Origin of the sequence: Paraburkholderia sp., assembly GCF_028283785.1 — a bacterium.
Taxonomy (GTDB): domain Bacteria; phylum Pseudomonadota; class Gammaproteobacteria; order Burkholderiales; family Burkholderiaceae; genus Paraburkholderia.
In genome coordinates this window covers 60,881-77,882 of the sequence record NZ_JAPWKB010000006.1, presented here as the reverse complement: position 1 = coordinate 77,882, position 17,002 = coordinate 60,881, and the positions used below count along the sequence as shown (strand labels likewise).

Below are 17,002 nucleotides of genomic sequence, written 5' to 3'. Positions count from 1 at the left end.
CGTTCGTGGCCGCCCTTTCCACGCAGCCCGCACGCCTTGCCAGATGGCCAAAATCGATCGCTTGCGGCTTCTTGCCGACACCCTGAAAAAGCAGGGTGTGATGCATCTGCGCGATGCCGCCACGCTGCTACAGGTATCGGAAATGACGGTGCGCCGCGATATTGCGGCTACACCCACGCAGTTCACGTATCTCGGCGGCTATATCGTCAGCGCAGCCGACGTCCCCAATGGCGCCGGCTACACCATCGAAGACGAAAAAGATCATTTCGCGCAGGCCAAGGCAGAAGCATCCGCCGTCGCATCGTCGCTGCTCGCTAACGACGAAACCATCTTTATCGACTGCGGCACCACGCTCGTTGCTTTGGCGCGGCTGATTCCCACTGAAATGCATCTGACCGTGGTGTGCTATTCGCTGAACGTCGCGGAGATTTTGCGTCGCAAGCCTAACGTGCGCATGATCCTGCTCGGCGGCGTTTATATGTCGTCGTCGGATTCGTTCGCGAGCGACGAGAGCGTCGAGACGCTGCGGCGCATGGGCATCAACAAGGCGTTTTTATCGGCAGGCGGTGTCGATGAAGCACGGGGCGTGACCTGCTGGAACTTCCACGAAGTCGCGATCAAACAGGCCGCGATGGAGAGCGCCGTCGAGTCGCATCTGGTCGTCGATCAAAGCAAACTCGGCAAGGTCAAGGCCGTTCGCTTCTCTCAACTCGATGCGTTTAATTCGGTAATCACCGAACTCGGTCAGACAATACGCAAGAAGTAATGCGCGAGGTGTGACCGGCAAGTGGCTTAAGTCACACGCAAAACAAAAGCGGTGTAGCGACTCACAGTCGCTACACCGCTTTTTTGCTGTCTGCGACGCCATGAAACGCGTCGGGTCTAGCGTGCGTTAGTTACGTCGTCCAAGTGCGAACAGCGTACCGGCAATCAGAATAAACGCGCCGATAATCGCCTTTTGCCACGTGCTCGGCACGCCGATCAGGATCAGCACGCTATTGATCAACGTCACCAGCGCAACGCCTAGCAAAGTGCCCATTACCGTACCCGTGCCGCCCGTGATCCGCGCGCCGCCAAGAATCACCGCAGCGATCACATCGAGTTCCGTGCCTACCAGATCGAACGGATTCGCGAGCCGGTTCGTCGATACATGGAGAATGCCGGCAACGCCTGCAAGCATTCCCGTGTAGCCGAACACGAACAACTGGATCGCACGCGCGTTGTAGCCGAGCCGTTCGGCAATCGGCAAGCTGCCGCCGATCGCGTAGACGCCGCGCCCCATCATCGTACGATTCAACAACCACCACGTCAGCACGGCCGTGACGACAAGCGCGATCACCGAAACCGGCAACACCGCGCGCAGCCCGTCGGCGGTCGTGTAGAAGAACAACGGCAGTTGGCCGAAACGGTCCATGCTATGCGGAATGTTCATAAAGAACTGCGTGCCGACGAATGTCAGCAACACGCCGCGAAACAGGTATTGCGTGCCGATCGTCACGATCAGCGAAGGCGCTTTCAGACGATGCACCAGCATGCCGTTGACGACGCCCAGCAAAGTGCCGCCAATCGCGCCCGCCAGCAGGATCAGCGCGAACGGCGCATCGGGCCACCATGCGAACACGGCTTTCGTCAGCGAGTACATCGTCAACGCGGCAATTGCCGTGAACGACACGTCGATGCCGCCCGACGCGAGCACGACGAGCGTGCCCATTGCGAAGATCCCCATCGTGGTTGCCGAGTGCAACAGGTCGAACGCCGTCGCGTACTGGAAGAAACGCGGGTTGAGTGCGCCGACAATCAAACACGTCAGCACGATCAGCGCGACCGTGAACCACTCGGGATTGCGCATCAACCGCGCGCGCATATCGAGGTTGCGCACGCGCGGCGGAATGGTCTCCACGGCGGGATTGACTGTGGCGCCCGTGTCGGAACGCGGCGCGGTACGAATCGATTCGTTCATGAGATTGCTGTTCACCTAAGTCAGGCCGCCTCGGAAAGAAGTGCGTGATACAGGCCGGCTTCGTCGAGTTCGTCGGCGCGATATTCGGCGGCGACGCGGCCTTTTTTCATCATCAGGATACGGTCGCTGTTTTGCAGCAGTTCCGGCAAGTCGTCGCTGATCAGGATGATCCCGATACTTTGCGCCGACAGGCGCTGCATGATCCGGTAAATGATGTCTTTCGATCCCACATCGACGCCGACGGTCGGGCCGTGCAGGATCAGCACGCGCGGGTCGATCGCGAGCCAGCGGCCGATCAGCACGCGCTGCTGATTTCCCCCCGACAGCGATTGCACCGGCTTGTCGACATCGGGTGTCGCGATCTGCAAATCTTTGACCGTGCTTTCCGCGAGCGCGTGCGCGCGTCGCCGGTCGATCTGGCCGAAGCGGTCGCGCAGCGTCGAAATCATCGCGGTGACGACGTTGTCGCGAATCGATTTGTCGAGAAAAAGCCCTTCGTTCAGGCGGTCTTCCGGCACGTAGCCGATTCGTTGCAGCTTCGCATCGGACGGCGTATGCAGACGCACGCGCTGACCGTCGAGCGTCACGGTGCCGCTATCGGCCGGACTCACGCCCGCGAGTGCGCGTGCGAGTTCGTTGCGGCCCGAGTCGAGCAAGCCGGTCACGCCGAGAATTTCGCCGCGATACAACGAGAACGACACGTCCGAAAACTGGTTACGGCGTCCCAGCGATTTGACGTCGAGAATCACGCTGTTCGCATCGCCGCCGCTCACCTGACGATAGCGTTCGGTAGACAGATGCTTGCCCGTCATCAGTTCGCTGATCTGCGCCTTGGTGAAATTCTGGATCGGGCCTTGCGCCATTTTCTGACCGTCGCGCAATACGATCACTTCGCCGCCGATCGTAAAGCACTCGTCGAGCTTGTGACTCACGAACAGCACGGCGACACCGTCCGCGCGCAACTTCGCAAGCACGGCGATCAGGTTGTCCACTTCCTTCTGCGTCAGCGATGTCGTCGGCTCGTCCATGATGACGAAACGCGCTTCGCTGGCGATCGCACGCGCAATCGCCACCAGTTGGCGCGTCGCGAGCGGCAACTGTTCGATCAATGTGCGTTGAAATTCGGCGTTACCGGGCAAGCCGACCGCTTCGAGCGCGCGCGCGGCGTTTTGCGCGAGCGCCTTGCGATCGAAAGTACGCGCGAGCTTGCCGTGATGGGCGGCGAGTTCGACGGTCAGGCCGACGTTTTCCGCGACGCTCATGTTCGGCAGCAACGACAGATCCTGGTACACCGTTTCGACGCCCGCGCCGAGTGCCTCCAGCGGCGACAGACGCGCATGACGCACGCCCTCGATCACGAGTTCGCCCTGATCGGGCGGTTGCGCGCCCGAGATGATCTTGATCAGCGTGCTCTTGCCGCAGCCGTTCTCGCCGAGCAGATGGTAGATCTGTCCGCGTTCGAACGTGAGGCTCACGCCGCGTAGCGCATACACGCCGGTAAAGCGTTTATGAATATCGACGACTTCGAGAAGCGGTGCCTGACTCATGTTCACCTGCTACGTTGAAGGCCGCGCGATCCGTGCATGAAGCGCGGCGCGCTTCACACGATTCGCGCGGCCAGACATCAGAACGGATATTGTTTGTAGTTCGACTTGTCGACGTCCACCCAGCCCGCGCCGCGCACGATGATGCCCTTGCCCGGACCTTTGCTCACCGTCACCTTGTTATAGCCGACGATGCCAAGGTCCGCGCCGTTCTCGACCGTCTTGCCCGCCACCAGCATTTGCGCGACCTTGTTCATCGCGATGCCGGCCAGCTTCGGATCCCAGAACGCGATGCCGTTGATCGCGCCGCTTTCGAGGAACTTGCCCGCTTCCGTAGGCAGACCCGTGCCGTACACGCAGATCTTGCCGACCTTGCCGGCCTCTTCGACCGCGCGTCCGATACCGATCACATCCAATGACGACGAGCCCTGGAAGCCGTTCAGATCCGGATGCTTGCGCAGCACTTCCTTCGCGACCTTATAAGCCTGTTCGCCGTCGTTGTTGGTTTCGAGTTTCGGCTCGACCAGGTCCATCTTCGGATACTTGGCCTTTGCGTTGCCGATGCCGCCGTCGGCCCATTGAACCTGCGAGCGGCTGCCCAGCGAGCCGACCAGTACTGCCCATTTGCCCTGCTGCCCCATGCACTTCGCGAGACGCTCGTTCAGACCCGCGCCGTATGCGGTGTTATCGAACGCTTCGATATCGACCATCGTGTTCTTCGCGTTGTCCGCTTCGTGCGTGACCACCTTGATGCCGCGATCCATCGCCTTCTTCAGTGCGGGTTCGAGCGTCGGCGGATCGAACGGAACGACCGCAATGGCCGACACTTTCTTCGCGATCAGGTCTTCGATGATCTTCAGTTGTTGCGCGGCGTCGGCGCGGCCGGGGCCGGTCTGATAGACCTTGATGTTCGGATTTTCCTTGCCGAATTCCTTGACGCCTTCGTCCATCCGGTTGAACCAGTTGATGCCGGTCACCTTGACGACCGTGACGATGGTTTCGTCGGTTGCGGCCTGAGCGGTGAAAATCGCGCCCGCCGTCAGCGCGACGCCCGCCACAGCGAGTGCGAGTTTATTCAGTTTCATGCGATGTCTCCTATTTGGTTCGAATGTGCTACACATGAATGACGCATCGATTTGCGCGACTGTCGTTCCCGTCCTAACGTCCAGTCGTCGCAGAAGTTTTCGCGCCGATCCCGAAGATCGTGCGCACTTTCTCGCCGCCTGCAAACGCCAGCGACGCGAGCAGCAGAAATCCCCATGCACAGTCGCCGAAGAACTGCGACACGCCGAGCAGATTGAACAGGCTCGACAGAAATTGCAGCGCGGTCGCGGCCAGAAACACGCATACGATCCGACCATAACCGCCAGCCGGATTCACGCCGCCCATCACGGCGATCAGAATCGCGATCAGCAGATACGAGTTGCCGTAGTCCCATTTCGCGCTGGACGTATGCGACGCGCTGATCAATCCCGCGAGCGACGCGAGCACGCCGCACACACAATACGTGACGATCAGCATCCGGCTACGCGGAATACCTGCGTAGAACGCGGCTTTCGGATTGGTGCCCATCAGGAACAGCCGCAAGCCGAACGGCGTGCGCTTCAGGACCCAGCCGAGCACCAGCACCGTGACGACGAAGATCGCGAACGAGACCGGAATCTGGAACCACGTGCCGTTGCCGATCGCCGACAACGGATCGACGTATTCGACCCGCACCGACGCGCCGTTGCTCAACACCACGGCAATGCCGGTGAACAGCAGCGACGTGCCGAGCGTGGCGAGAATCGGCGTGAGACGCAGCCGCGCGATCACGACACCGTTCAACGCGCCGCCGAGTGCGCCCATCGTGACCACGACCGCGATGAATACGGCCGTATACAGCGCAGGCGAATCGTCGGCGGAGACGAGATGCGGGAGCAGCATCGCGGCGATCATGCCGGACAGATTCGCCAGGCCGACGCCGGACAGATCGATGCCGCCGTTACCCGATACCATCGACAGCATGATGCCGAGTGCCAGCAGCCCGAGTTCGGGCAACTGGCCACCCATCGATTGCAGGTTGTCGATATCGACGAACTGTCCGTGCGACATCACGGTAGCGACAATCACGATCAGCAGATTCACGCCGACCAGAAAATTCAGTTGCCGGTCCTTGAGCCAGGTTTGCATCGTCGTGCCGCTCATGATTGATGCGCGAGCGCGCGTTGCGCGTCGAGCACTGCATTGATCTCGTCGAGGGTCGGCATCGACGGCGCGGTTCCCGCGCGCGTCACCGACAGACTCGCCAGCGCGCAACCGAAACGCACCGCGTCGAGCGGAGAATCGCCGCGCGCCAGCGCTGCCGCGAAGCCGCCTGCAAAACCGTCGCCCGCGCCGGCCGTTTCGACTACACGCCCACATCTGAACGCCGGAACATGCTCGGACAACTCGCGCGTGTGCAGCAACGCACCCGCTTCGCCGAGCGTCACGATCACCGCTTTCACGCCCCGCGACAGCAGCACATCGGCGGCGTGACGGGCATCGTCGATGCTCTCGACCGGCACGCCGGTCAGTGTCGCCGCTTCGGTTTCATTCGGTGTGATGTAGTCGCACAGCGGATACATGTCGTCGTCGAACGGGATCGCGGGCGCGGGATTGAACACCGTCGTCACGCCGTGTTTGCGTGCGAGTTCGAGGCCACGTTTCGCGGCCGGAACCGGCTGTTCGAGTTGCGTGACGAATACGCTGGCTTTCGCAATGTCCGCCTCGATCGCTTCGACGTCGGACGGTCCGAGCGTGCCTGCCGCGCCCGCCGCGACGATGATCGCATTGCTGCCGGTGACGTCGTCGACGTAGATATGCGCGGCGCCGGTCGGCATGTTGTCCAGCACGGTCGCGCGTGACGTGATGCCTTCGGCGGCCCACGTCGCGCGTGCAATTTCACCGAACGCATCGCCGCCGATCCGCGTGCAGAACACCACGTCGGCACCGGCGCGCGCGGCGGCGACAGCCTGATTCGAGCCTTTGCCGCCGGGCCCCATCGCAAACGCACTGCCCGCGATCGTCTCGCCGAGTGCGGGCATGCGGGCTGCGCGAAAACTCAGATCGGTCACGTAGATGCCGAGGATCACGACGCTCATTGCGAGGCCTCCGCAGACGGCGCATCGGGTGCCAGCTCGGCGCCTTTCTTGAAGATGAAGCAACCGTAGCCGCGACCTTCGCCAGTCGCGATCACGCAGTACGCTTTTTTCGCGCGCTCGTAGAACGCGAAACGTTCGACCGGCGCGAACGGCACCGCGCGGCCTTCCGCATGATCGACTTCGCGCTGCGCTTCGCGCTGCACGGCCGGCAGCGTCGTGGCGTCGCCCACGATTTCCATCCGCTCAGCCGGATGATCGACGAAACTGTCGAGCGGCAACACGGACAGCACCGCGCGAATCGCACGCGGCGCGCTGGCGCCGTCGATGCGCAGCAGCTTGCCGAGCACGGTCTGACGCGCGACGGAATCCGCCGGGAAATTCGCGTCGCAGATCACGACTTCGTCGCCGTGGCCCATCGCGCAGAGTGCGTACAACACATCGGCGTTAAGCAACGGATCGATATTCTTCAGCATGTGTCTCCTCCATCATGCGGGTGCCTGTTATCAGGTCTGAGCCCGCGCCTGCGTCATTGGGAATCAGGCGATCCAGCCGGTAAGGTCAATCGCCGTACGGTATCCAGATGTTCTTCACCTGCACCGCCTGCCGCAGGAACGGCAAGCCTTCGGTCGATGCGTCGTGCCAGTCGAACACACGCCCGTAATCGACGAACGTTCGCTTCAGATTGCCGACCGACTCACGCTCGACCATCGCCGACAGCGCCGCGCCGCCGAAGCTCCAGACCGCGTCCACGTCGTCGTGCTGCGCAAGCGTTCTGGCCAGCGACGCCTGCTCGCCGGTGACGATATTCAACGCGCCCGCCGGCACGTCCGAGGTCTCGACGACCTGATAAAAATCCGTCGCCATCAGCGGACATGTCTCGGCCGGCACCGCCACCACGCGATTGCCCATCGCCAGCGCGGGCGCAATCAACGACACGAAGCCGAGCAGCGGCGCTTCGTCCGGCGCGATTACGCCCACCACGCCGAGCGGCTCGTTCATCGCCAGCGCGACACCGCGCAGCGGCGGCGTATGCACCGCGCCGTCGAACTTGTCGGCCCATGCACCGTAAGTGAACAGACGCGTGATCGACGCCTCGACTTCGCGCTTCGCGTCGGACGCGTCGGCGCCGGCACGCAGCATCAGTTGACGCGTGAATTCGTCCGCTCGCGCCGACAGGTTTTCCGCGAGGTAGTACAGCACTTGCGCGCGGTTATGCGTGCTCGCCTGCGACCACTTTGCCGCGTTGCGCGCAGCCGCGACGGCATTGCGAATGTCCTTGCGCGTACCGTCGCCCACTTCCCCGACGATCACGCCCGACGGCGAACGCACCACCCGCGACGCACCGTTGTCGGGGCGCGCCTGCTTGCCGCCGATAAAGAGCTTTGCCGTACGATCCATCGTGCTCGCGAACACGTCGGCGCCTGCATCTGTTTCCGCGTGCTTCGCATCGCCGCGCGAGTTCGAACGCAGCGGCAGATTAGTCCACGCGCGCGGCTTCAGGTACTCGTATATGCCCTCACGTCCGCCTTCGCGGCCGAAGCCCGACTCGCGATAGCCGCCGAAACCCACGCCCGCGTCGAACAGATTGGTTGCGTTGATCCACACGACGCCGCATTCGAGGCGCGGCGCGATATCGAGCGCGCGGCCGATGGTCTCGCTCCACACGCTCGCGGCGAGGCCATAGCGCGAATGATTCGCCAGCGCGACCGCTTCGTCGGGCGTGCGAAAGCTCATTGCGATCAGCACCGGTCCGAAGATTTCTTCCTGCGCCAGCGTCGATGCGGGCGCAACTTTGGTCACGAGCGTCGGCGGGAAAAACACGCCGCCTTCGGGCATCGTCAGATTCGACGGTTGATAGACTTCGCAACCTTCCCGCTCGCCTTGCGCGACCAGCGACGCGATCCGTTCCAGCTGCACTTCGTCGACGATCGCGCCCATGTCGATGCTCTTGTCGAGCGAATTGCCGACCCGCAGCGTCGCCATCCGGCGTTTGAGCTTGTCGATAAAACGCGCCTCGACGCCTTCCTGCACCAGCAGACGCGAACCCGCGCAGCACACCTGTCCCTGGTTGAACCAGATCGCATCGACGACGCCTTCGACCGCGCCGTCGAGATCCGCATCGTCGAACACGATGAACGGCGACTTGCCGCCGAGTTCGAGCGTCAGCGACTTGCCCGAGCCCGCCGTGGCCGCGCGAATCTGACGACCCACGCTGGTCGAACCGGTAAACGCGATCTTCGCGACCTTCGGATGCTCGACCAGCGCCGCGCCGGTGCGGCCGTCACCGGTCACGACATTCAGCACGCCTGCGGGCAAACCGGCGCGGTGCGCGAGTTCGGCGAACAGCAACGCGGTCAGCGGCGTGAATTCGGCCGGTTTCAGCACGACGCAATTGCCGGTCGCCAATGCGGGCGCGATCTTCCACGCGAGCATCAGCAGCGGGAAATTCCACGGCACGATCTGACCGATCACGCCAAGCGATTGCCATCCGGACAACTCGCTGTCCTGCAGTTGCGCCCAACCGGCGTGATGCAGAAAATGTCGGGCCACGAGCGGAATATCGATGTCGCGGGTTTCGCGGATCGGCTTGCCGTTATCGAGCGATTCCAGCACCGCAAACAGCCGGCTGTGCCGCTGCACCATCCGCGCCAATGCATAGAGGTGCCGCGCACGTCCCGGGCCGCCCAGCGCCTGCCATGCAGGCAACGCATCGCGCGCCGCCGACACAGCGGCATCGACGTCTTTCGCTCCGCCTTGCGCAATCGTCGCGAGGACGCGGCCGGTTGCGGGTTCGCGCGTCTCGAAGGTCTCCGCGGACTCGCCGTCACCCGCTGACGAGACCGACGCCGACGCATGAAACGCGCCGCCGATGAAATGGCCGAAGCCGTTGGCGTGGGTGTCGAGCCACGCGCGCGCGGCCTTGTCGTCTTCCGGGGCGGGACCGTATTCCATCGAAGAAAAGTATTCAGCTACGCTCATTTGGGGTCTTCGTTAATGCGAGGTCACGCAACCGGGTGACGGTGGAAAGCGGAGTAACGTCCGCTCACGTGGTGTTCGAGCTGGCGTTCGATATCGGCCAGCAGGCTCGATGCGCCGATCCGGAACAGATCCGGTTCGAGCCACTGACGCCCGAGTTCTTCTTTCATCAGGATCTGGTAGTCGAGCACCGACTTCGCGGTGGATACGCCGCCGGCCGGTTTGAAGCCGATCTCGATGCCGGTGCGCTCGAAGTATTCGCGGATCATCCGCACCATCACCAGCGACACGGCCAGCGTGGCGTTGACGCTTTCCTTGCCGGTGGACGTCTTGATGAAATCGGCGCCCGCCATCATGCAAACCATCGAAGCCTTGGCGACGTTCGACAGCGTGCGAATGTCGCCGGTCGCGAGAATTGCCTTTACGTGCGCGTCGCCGCACGCCGCGCGGAAATCGCGCATCTCGTCGTACAGCGCTTGCCAGTTGCCGGTCAGCACGTGTTCGCGCGTGACGACGATATCGATTTCCGCCGCGCCGTCCGCCACCGATGCCTCGACTTCCTTCAGCTTCAGCGGATGCGGAATCAATCCGGCCGGAAAACCCGTCGAGACCGCCGCGACCGGAACGCCGCTGCCCGCAAGCGCCGCGACCGCTGTACCGACGAACCGGTGGTAGACGCAGACCGCGCCGGTGGTGATGGCGTGATCCTGCATGCCGAGCGCTTCGAGCAGATCGTCGCGCACCGGCCGCCGCGCTTTCGCGCACAAACGCTCGACGCGCCCCGCCGTGTCGTCGCCGGCAAGCGTCGTCAGGTCGATGCAGGTGATGGCCTTGAGCAGCCAGCCGGCCTGGGCGTCTTTCTTCACCGAGCGGCGCGTGCCGAGTGTGGCAACACGCTGCTCGACCGCCGAACGGTTCACGCGCAGCGTGTCGAGCCAGCCGAGATCGAACGGAACGCCAGGATTGCGGGCACGCGCCGTCGAAGCGGGTGCGCGACCAGGCCAGGCAATGACAGAACGAGATGCTTCATCGTACATAGAGGGTCTTCCGTTGCGCGTCGCACAACATTGATTGATAACTTGATATCAGATTACACCATTTTTGTTACGATCATCACATAGGGAAAACCTGCATCGCGGACGTGGCCCTGAAAGCCGCACCAAAGCTTGCTGGCAAAAGGCTTTCAGCCGCGCGGAACAGTATGTGGGATGGCGATTCGACGCGCGCGTTGCAACGCGAAACGAAGTCAAACAGGAGGCGGGCTTCGGCGAAATGTGAATATCTTCACATTTTCTGGAAGTCGTGTGACGGCGTGGAGCGGGCCTGCGATCTATCGGCGTAGCGCGGCGCGCATGCAAGGTGTTGAATATGGATTCGCGCCCGCTGCGACTGCGCTCCGTATTACGAACCCTTTCGGATCGAACTTCGCTTTAGCGGCAACTTGCCTGCGGTTCGGTTCAATTCGCGCGATATGCGTCCGAAGCCGGACGCCGGGCTGCCGGAAGCGCGTGGCCGCACGCTCGACTTCTGTACCGGATCTATTTTGCTGGCTTAAGATTCTGGATTTTGCCGACAGCTTGATCGGCGATGCGTGCGCGCTACTCAGGCGAGGCAGTCGTCGGAAGTTGGACCTGGAATCGATAGGACCTGGTTGTGCTCAAGCCGAAAAATCCGTTCAGCCGCGTGAAACTTGTTAGCGCTCTGGCTTGCCTCCCACTTTGCGTGGCGTCGGTCGCGCACGCCGACATCCTGACGGGCGCGGCCGCGGTCGCGCACAAGGTCACGCATGCCGTGTCCGAAGCGACCGGCACCGAAGCGCCCGAATCGATCCCGTCGCTCGCGACCAAACCCATGAAGGGCGACGATCCGGTCGCGATTCGCGACGCGCTCGCGACGCAAGCGCCGGTGGCCGACAAGCCTTCGCTGACCGATCGCGTGCGCAAGCTGATTCGCGTGCCGACGCATGCCGCGCAGCACGACCCCGATCTCGCGAAAGCCGGCCTCGATCACGAGATCGCCTTCGTCGTGCAGGCGCCCTACGGGATCCTGTACCGTCCCAAAGCGCGCTCGTTGTCGGTAAACGTCGATCTTTCCGGTGACGGCACGCCGGGTTTGATCCTGTTGAAAAAGACCATTACCGGGCCGCGCGGACGCGGACTGGTGGTGGCGCCGGAAGCGAAAGCGAAGGGCTATATCCAGCATATCGACGTGATCCAGCTCGACTCGGGCCAGGTGAACAAGGCGCAGATTCAAGGGCGCGTGCCGCTGACGCATACCGCCTTCGACGAAGCCAACGGCGACTTCGCGGTGGTGCTGGTGGGACGGCTTGCGCCGCCGTATCTGACCGACAGCGTCGAGCACACCGATCCGACCAACGACGAACCGACCGACATCACCACCCGTACATCGACATTGCATGTGGACGTGCAAGCGGTGTGGCTGGTGAGTCCGGCGAAGGGAATCGTGTTGTCGCGAAAGCTGCGGCTGTCGAAGTAACAACGCATAAAACGCCATACATTACCCCTGATTCTCATCCACCAACGCAGTATGGGCGCCTCGATGCGCCTCCCACGAGAGACCTCGACATGAGCGTGCGGGAATATGCAGTGAAGACGAGCCACGGATCGATCGCAGTGCGCGAGAGCGGGGGTCGAGGCGTTCCGGTCATCCTGATTCACGGCAATTCGAGCGCCGGTGCGATCTTCCGCAATCAACTCGAAGGCAGCCTCGGCGACACGTGGCGTCTGATCGCGCCGGATCTGCCCGGCCACGGCAACTCGTCCGACGCGCTCGACCCCGTGCGCAGCTACAGCATGGACGGCTACGCGGACGCGATGACCGAAGTGCTCGAACGGCTGGAGATTCGCCAGGCCGTGGTGTTCGGCTGGTCGTTGGGTGGACACATCGGGCTGGAAATGATTTCGCGCTTTCCCGGCATGCTCGGCCTGATGATTACCGGCACGCCGCCCGTCGATGCGGAGAACGTCGGCAACGCGTTTATCGCGAGCGGCGATCTCGGACTCGCGGGCCAGGAACATTTCTCGGCCGCCGACGTGCAAGCCTACGGCAAGAGCACTTGCGGCGAGCCGTTCGAACCGTTTCTGTTCGACGCGGTTGCGCGCACCGACGGCCGCGCGCGCCGGCTGATGTTCGAGAGTTTCGCGGCGGGCAAAGGCGCGAATCAGGCGCTGATCGCCGCCAACGCTACGCTGCCGCTGGCGGTCGTCAACGGGATCGACGAGCCGTTCGTGAACCTCGATTTCATGTCCGGCGTGAAGATCGGCAATCTGTGGCGCGGCGAAAAACTGACGATCGAACGCTCGGGACACGCGCCGTTCTGGGATCGTCCGGACGCATTCGATCCGCTACTCGCCGCGTTCATCACAGATGTATCGAAGCCTGCCTGAAGTGCGCGGCCGTCGGCGTGCTATCGCGCATCCCGACGGTTATCGCTGCACTTGAACGCGTCAACCCTCCGACGTCAGCGCCACGCGATGCTGGGTCTTTTGCAGATGCGCGACCGCGTCGTTGTCTTTGGCAAGGTCGTACATCTCGTCGATTCCGACCGTCACCAGCACCTGCCCTTCGTTATCGAGAATCTGTAGCGGGCCGTGGAAAATCGCCAGCATCAGCGCGCCTTCGTCCGAACCGGGCGCATGCGTGACGCCACCGGCTTCGAGCATGAAATCGTCGGCGAACACCTGGCCGTTATCGTAGAAGAACGAGCCCGACAACATAAAGATTTCCACCGCGCCGAGATGCTTGTGAGGCGCAAAACGCGAGCCGGGATCGAACGTATTGAGCACCACCATATAGCTGCGGTTCTCGTCGAAATTCAGGATCTTGTACTGAATCCCTTCGAGTCCGGGTTTGTTCAGCCGCGTCCACGGAATCAGTGCCGAGCGCGTGATGAATCCGCCGTCGTTCAGGCGGCAGTGTGTCGATCGGTCTTTCGTGTCGGCCGCGTCCAGCGATCCGTTTTGTGTGGAGGCGTTCATGGTTTCCGTGTGTCGATGCGGCCCGGCGGACCGCTAGACGGAAACTTAATGCGCCACTTTTAGCGCCTCAATCCCGCCGAAAGAGGGGGTTGACCGGCCGGTGAGATGCGCGCACAAACTGGTGCGGTTGTGTACGCCGAAGCGTCGGCACAAGCCCTGCACGTGGTCCTTGACCGTGTACTCGGAGATATCCAGAGCGCGGGCAATCGCCTTGTTCGACGCACCGGTACAGATCAGACGCGCGACGGCCGCGGCACGCGGCGGCAACTGCGCGATGGCGTCGTCGCGATCGCGGACGGCTGCGCGTTCGGCGTGTTGCGCCGAGACCGCACCGCTATCCAGCGCAACCGATACCGCGCGGCACACCCAGCCGAATCGCTCGACATTCGCGACGCTGAAAGCCTCGCGATCGCCGGACACCGCGACGTTCAACGTGCCGATCACCGTCCCGCCGACCACCAGCGGGCCTTGCATGTTGTGCGCGAAACCCCAGCGCAGCAGATGCGTGCCGACCGTCGAGCGGCGCCAGTTCGCGCCGAACAGCGATTCACCGGCGACCACACATTGCGCGCGCAGCAAATAGCGCAACACCGGATCGCGCCGGCGCACCGATGCTTCGTATTCGTCGAGAAAGCCGTCGGGGACGTCGCGCGTGTGGCGACTCAACGGCGCGCCACCGCCATCGAGCAGATACAGACCCAGCGCCGGTTCGCGAAACCATTCCGAAAGACGATCGAAACAGCGGTCGCGAATCGCATCGAACGGACCGCCGCGCGCCAGATCGAGCAGCGCGGAAACGGTCGCGCCATCGAGCGGCAGCGGCGCGGCGAGCTCAGCGGTGATTGGCTTCATGTCCGTGCTCCTCAGGGATCGACCGCAAGCGCATTGAAAGTCTGCTGGCGCGCCGCGTCGGGCACGCGCTGCGCCGAGTATGGCGGCGGAAAAAAAACCCGCCAAGGGCGTTTTGACAGTCAGCGTCGCCAGTGGGGTTCCCGATCGACGTCGATGACAATATCATGTCGGAATTCCAATGATTGCGTCGAATGTGCGCGACATCCGCGCACAACGCGATGTCCGTCGCGAGCAGCGGCGTACCGAGAAGTTCAGATGAGCAAGGATTCAAGCCATACCGCGTTGTTGTGGATCGTCGCCGCAGGCTTTTTCATGCAGGCGCTCGACACGACGATCGTCAACACCGCGCTGCCCTCCATCGCGCACAGCCTCGGCGTCAAGCCGCTGGTGATGCAACCGGTCATCGTCGCGTACACGCTGACGATGGCAATGCTGACGCCCGCTTCCGGCTGGCTCGCCGACCGTTTCGGCACACGCCGCGTGTACTTCGCGGCGATCCTGATCTTCGTGCTGGGCTCGCTGTGCTGCGCAAGCGCGCACAGCCTGGGGCAACTGGTGATCGCGCGCGTGCTGCAAGGCGTCGGCGGGTCGATGCTGATGCCGATCGGCCGCCTTGCCGTGCTGCGCAGCGTGACCGGCGAACAATACGTGTCCGCGCTGGCACTCATTTCGGTCGCGGGACAGGTCGGGCCGATCATCGGACCGACGCTCGGCGGCTGGTTCGTCGAAGCCGCGACGTGGCACTGGATTTTCCTGATCAACGTGCCGATCGGCGTGATTGGAATGTTCGCGGTGCAGCGCTATCTGCCGCGCTCGAACGGCAGCGCGGCACCGCCGTTCGATCTGGCCGGTTGCGCGCTGGTGTCGCTGTGCATGATCGCGTTTTCGCTGGCGGTCGACGCGCCGGTCCATGCACATCGCGGCGCATGGTCGGCCGGCCTGTTCGTGTTGGGTCTCGCCTCCGCGCTCGCGTACGTGCCGTATGCACGGCGTCGCCGCAATCCCCTGTTCAAACTCGCGTTGTTCAGCGAGCCGAATTTCAGCGTCGGGCTGATCGGCAATCTGGTGTGCCGGATTGGATCGAGCGCGGTGCCGTTTCTCGTACCGCTGTTGATGCAACTCGAACTCGGCTATACGCCGCTGCATTCCGGCCTGTTGATGTTGCCCGCGGCGATTGCCGGCATCATCGCCAAGCGCGCGATCGCGCCGCTGATTCGCCGCTACGGCTACGACACGTTCCTGCTGGTGAATACGTTGATCGTGGGTGCGTCGATCGTTGCGTTTGCATTGATCACGCGCGGCACACCGATCGCAGTCGAGATCGTCGTGCTCGCTATCTTCGGCGCGTCCAATTCGATGCAGTTCGCGGCGATGAACAGCGTCACGCTAAAAGGGCTTTCGCACGAAGACGCAGGCAGCGGCAACAGCCTGTTTTCGATGGTGCAAATGCTGGCGATGGGTCTGGGCGTGTCGATCGGCGGCGGACTCGTCAGCCTGTTCTCCGATCAATGGGGATCGGCGGCGCTCGGGTTTCGCATGAGCTTCGTATGCGTCGGCGTGATTACGCTGGTGTCCGCGCTGATCTTCCGGCGGATCGAGGTGACGCCTGCGGTGGCGGCTTCGGTGAAACCGGCCGCGGCAGGCGGCCGGTAATGCAATACAACGGGTAGAACGATCAGTTCTTGACCGGGAAGTACCAGAGATTGCGGTCGGTGTAGCCGAAGTTCTTGACGATCTGCGACAGCGTGCCATCGGCGCGAATTTCGTCCAGCGCACGCGACACCGCGTAGTTCAGATCGACGTCGGCCGGACGCAGCGCGTAACGGGCATAGCCGTACTCTTCCGGCAGCGGCTTATAGTCCGTCACCATTTCCATCGCCACGTTCGGATGCTGCTTGAGGAACTGGCCGATTTTCACGTCGTCTTCCATCGCGACGTCGATACGTCCTGCGATCAGATCCGAAAACTCCGCTTCATTGCTCGTGTAGAGCTTCAGTTCCTTCAGGTCCTTACGGTCTGCCAGCAACTGGTGATTGACCGTGCCGCGCAGCGTGCCGATCGTCTTGCCGCCAAAATCCTTCCAGCCGTGAATGTTCTTCGGATTGCCGCGCGGCACCGCGATGCCGGAGCCGTACCAGTACGCCGGACTCGTGAATTGCACGACCTGGAGGCGCTTTTCGTTCTCGTGCAGGTTGTCGACGATCACATCCGCGCGACCGGCGAGCAGCGTCGGGATCATCGCGTCGAACGGTACGATATTCCACGTGACCTTGCTAATGCCGAGTCGTTTCGTGATTTCCTTGAACACGCGCACGTCGGTGCCGTCGAATTCTTTGGTCTTTTCGTCCTGGAACGTGGAAGGCGGATCCGCCGCGATCACCAGCGTGATGCCTTTTTCAACCGCGCGTTTGTAGGAGCCGTCGCCGCCGTTGAAACTGACGCCCGGAATACCGGCCGTCGTGGCGGACAACGCCGGTTGGGCGAACATCGACAGTAATCCAAGCGCGACAAAAACCCCGACCAACGATTTCATAGTTGACTCCCGTTTAG

At 62.7% G+C, this 17,002-nt stretch carries 15 protein-coding genes; 4 read left to right on the top strand and 11 right to left on the bottom strand.

Annotation, left to right across the window (positions count from 1 at the left end):
• The first annotated feature begins 43 nt into the window (after positions 1 to 43).
• The gene (locus tag PW947_RS08180) at positions 44 to 766 is read left to right on the top strand and encodes a DeoR/GlpR family DNA-binding transcription regulator (protein ID WP_299630739.1); all 723 of its coding nucleotides are present in this window, start codon (positions 44 to 46) and stop codon (positions 764 to 766) included.
• Between the two features lie 126 nt (positions 767 to 892).
• Here PW947_RS08180 and PW947_RS08175 read toward each other — a convergent pair whose 3' ends face one another.
• The 8 genes from PW947_RS08175 to deoC form a co-directional block, all read right to left on the bottom strand.
• Entirely contained in the window at positions 893 to 1,960 is a 1,068-nt protein-coding gene (locus PW947_RS08175; protein ID WP_299630738.1) for an ABC transporter permease, read from the bottom strand.
• Between the two features lie 20 nt (positions 1,961 to 1,980).
• Complete coding sequence (locus PW947_RS08170; RefSeq protein WP_299630737.1) at positions 1,981 to 3,507, bottom strand: sugar ABC transporter ATP-binding protein; 1,527 nt, start codon at positions 3,505 to 3,507, stop codon at positions 1,981 to 1,983.
• Between the two features lie 77 nt (positions 3,508 to 3,584).
• On the bottom strand, positions 3,585 to 4,589 hold the full coding sequence (locus PW947_RS08165; protein ID WP_299630736.1) for a substrate-binding domain-containing protein: 1,005 nt from the start codon (positions 4,587 to 4,589) through the stop codon (positions 3,585 to 3,587).
• 73 nt (positions 4,590 to 4,662) lie between these two features.
• Positions 4,663 to 5,691 carry an ABC transporter permease gene (locus tag PW947_RS08160; protein ID WP_299630734.1) on the bottom strand — a complete coding sequence of 343 codons (1,029 nt, stop codon included), beginning with the start codon at positions 5,689 to 5,691 and terminating at the stop codon, positions 4,663 to 4,665.
• Positions 5,688 to 6,626 (bottom strand): ribokinase, encoded by a 939-nt coding sequence (rbsK, locus tag PW947_RS08155; RefSeq protein ID WP_299630733.1) that lies wholly within the window; start codon positions 6,624 to 6,626, stop codon positions 5,688 to 5,690. The genes PW947_RS08160 and rbsK overlap by 4 nt, the downstream gene beginning before the upstream one ends.
• Positions 6,623 to 7,099: an RbsD/FucU domain-containing protein gene (locus PW947_RS08150; protein WP_299630731.1), complete on the bottom strand. Its 477-nt coding sequence runs from the start codon at positions 7,097 to 7,099 to the stop codon at positions 6,623 to 6,625. The genes rbsK and PW947_RS08150 overlap by 4 nt, the downstream gene beginning before the upstream one ends.
• Positions 7,100 to 7,184: 85 nt before the next feature.
• Complete coding sequence (locus PW947_RS08145) at positions 7,185 to 9,605, bottom strand: aldehyde dehydrogenase family protein (protein ID WP_299630730.1); 2,421 nt, start codon at positions 9,603 to 9,605, stop codon at positions 7,185 to 7,187.
• Positions 9,606 to 9,628: 23 nt separating this feature from the next.
• On the bottom strand, positions 9,629 to 10,639 hold the full coding sequence (deoC, locus tag PW947_RS08140; RefSeq protein WP_299630727.1) for a deoxyribose-phosphate aldolase: 1,011 nt from the start codon (positions 10,637 to 10,639) through the stop codon (positions 9,629 to 9,631).
• Positions 10,640 to 11,324: 685 nt separating this feature from the next.
• On the opposite strand from deoC, the gene PW947_RS08135 reads away from it, so the two are divergent.
• Positions 11,325 to 12,098: a hypothetical protein gene (locus PW947_RS08135; protein ID WP_299630726.1), complete on the top strand. Its 774-nt coding sequence runs from the start codon at positions 11,325 to 11,327 to the stop codon at positions 12,096 to 12,098.
• A gap of 110 nt (positions 12,099 to 12,208) precedes the next feature.
• Positions 12,209 to 13,009, top strand: coding sequence for an alpha/beta hydrolase (locus PW947_RS08130; RefSeq protein WP_299630724.1), 801 nt, complete (start codon positions 12,209 to 12,211; stop codon positions 13,007 to 13,009).
• Positions 13,010 to 13,069: 60 nt separating this feature from the next.
• On the opposite strand, the gene PW947_RS08125 is transcribed toward PW947_RS08130, so the two are convergent.
• Positions 13,070 to 13,600, bottom strand: a complete 531-nt coding sequence (locus PW947_RS08125; RefSeq protein WP_299630722.1) for a cupin domain-containing protein — start codon at positions 13,598 to 13,600, stop codon at positions 13,070 to 13,072.
• A 45-nt stretch (positions 13,601 to 13,645) separates the two neighbouring features.
• Complete coding sequence (locus tag PW947_RS08120; protein ID WP_299630720.1) at positions 13,646 to 14,452, bottom strand: LuxR C-terminal-related transcriptional regulator; 807 nt, start codon at positions 14,450 to 14,452, stop codon at positions 13,646 to 13,648.
• Between the two features lie 153 nt (positions 14,453 to 14,605).
• Between PW947_RS08120 and mdtD the strand changes: the two genes are divergently transcribed.
• Positions 14,606 to 16,105 carry a multidrug transporter subunit MdtD gene (gene mdtD, locus PW947_RS08115; RefSeq protein WP_299630718.1) on the top strand — a complete coding sequence of 500 codons (1,500 nt, stop codon included), beginning with the start codon at positions 14,606 to 14,608 and terminating at the stop codon, positions 16,103 to 16,105.
• Positions 16,106 to 16,127: 22 nt separating this feature from the next.
• On the opposite strand, the gene PW947_RS08110 is transcribed toward mdtD, so the two are convergent.
• Positions 16,128 to 16,985, bottom strand: coding sequence for an ABC transporter substrate-binding protein (locus PW947_RS08110; protein WP_299630717.1), 858 nt, complete (start codon positions 16,983 to 16,985; stop codon positions 16,128 to 16,130).
• Between the last annotated feature and the right edge of the window lie 17 nt (positions 16,986 to 17,002).

Bases quoted from the DNA above. Each gene is read 5' to 3' on its own strand.
- PW947_RS08180 (WP_299630739.1), top strand. From the start codon at position 44: ATGGCCAAAATCGATCGCTTGCGGCTTCTTGCCGACACCCTGAAAAAG.
- PW947_RS08175 (WP_299630738.1), bottom strand. From the start codon at position 1,960: ATGAACGAATCGATTCGTACCGCGCCGCGTTCCGACACGGGCGCCACA.
- PW947_RS08170 (WP_299630737.1), bottom strand. From the start codon at position 3,507: ATGAGTCAGGCACCGCTTCTCGAAGTCGTCGATATTCATAAACGCTTT.
- PW947_RS08165 (WP_299630736.1), bottom strand. From the start codon at position 4,589: ATGAAACTGAATAAACTCGCACTCGCTGTGGCGGGCGTCGCGCTGACG.
- PW947_RS08160 (WP_299630734.1), bottom strand. From the start codon at position 5,691: ATGAGCGGCACGACGATGCAAACCTGGCTCAAGGACCGGCAACTGAAT.
- rbsK (WP_299630733.1), bottom strand. From the start codon at position 6,626: ATGAGCGTCGTGATCCTCGGCATCTACGTGACCGATCTGAGTTTTCGC.
- PW947_RS08150 (WP_299630731.1), bottom strand. From the start codon at position 7,099: ATGCTGAAGAATATCGATCCGTTGCTTAACGCCGATGTGTTGTACGCA.
- PW947_RS08145 (WP_299630730.1), bottom strand. From the start codon at position 9,605: ATGAGCGTAGCTGAATACTTTTCTTCGATGGAATACGGTCCCGCCCCG.
- deoC (WP_299630727.1), bottom strand. From the start codon at position 10,639: ATGTACGATGAAGCATCTCGTTCTGTCATTGCCTGGCCTGGTCGCGCA.
- PW947_RS08125 (WP_299630722.1), bottom strand. From the start codon at position 13,600: ATGAACGCCTCCACACAAAACGGATCGCTGGACGCGGCCGACACGAAA.
- PW947_RS08120 (WP_299630720.1), bottom strand. From the start codon at position 14,452: ATGAAGCCAATCACCGCTGAGCTCGCCGCGCCGCTGCCGCTCGATGGC.
- mdtD (WP_299630718.1), top strand. From the start codon at position 14,606: ATGACAATATCATGTCGGAATTCCAATGATTGCGTCGAATGTGCGCGA.
- PW947_RS08110 (WP_299630717.1), bottom strand. From the start codon at position 16,985: ATGAAATCGTTGGTCGGGGTTTTTGTCGCGCTTGGATTACTGTCGATG.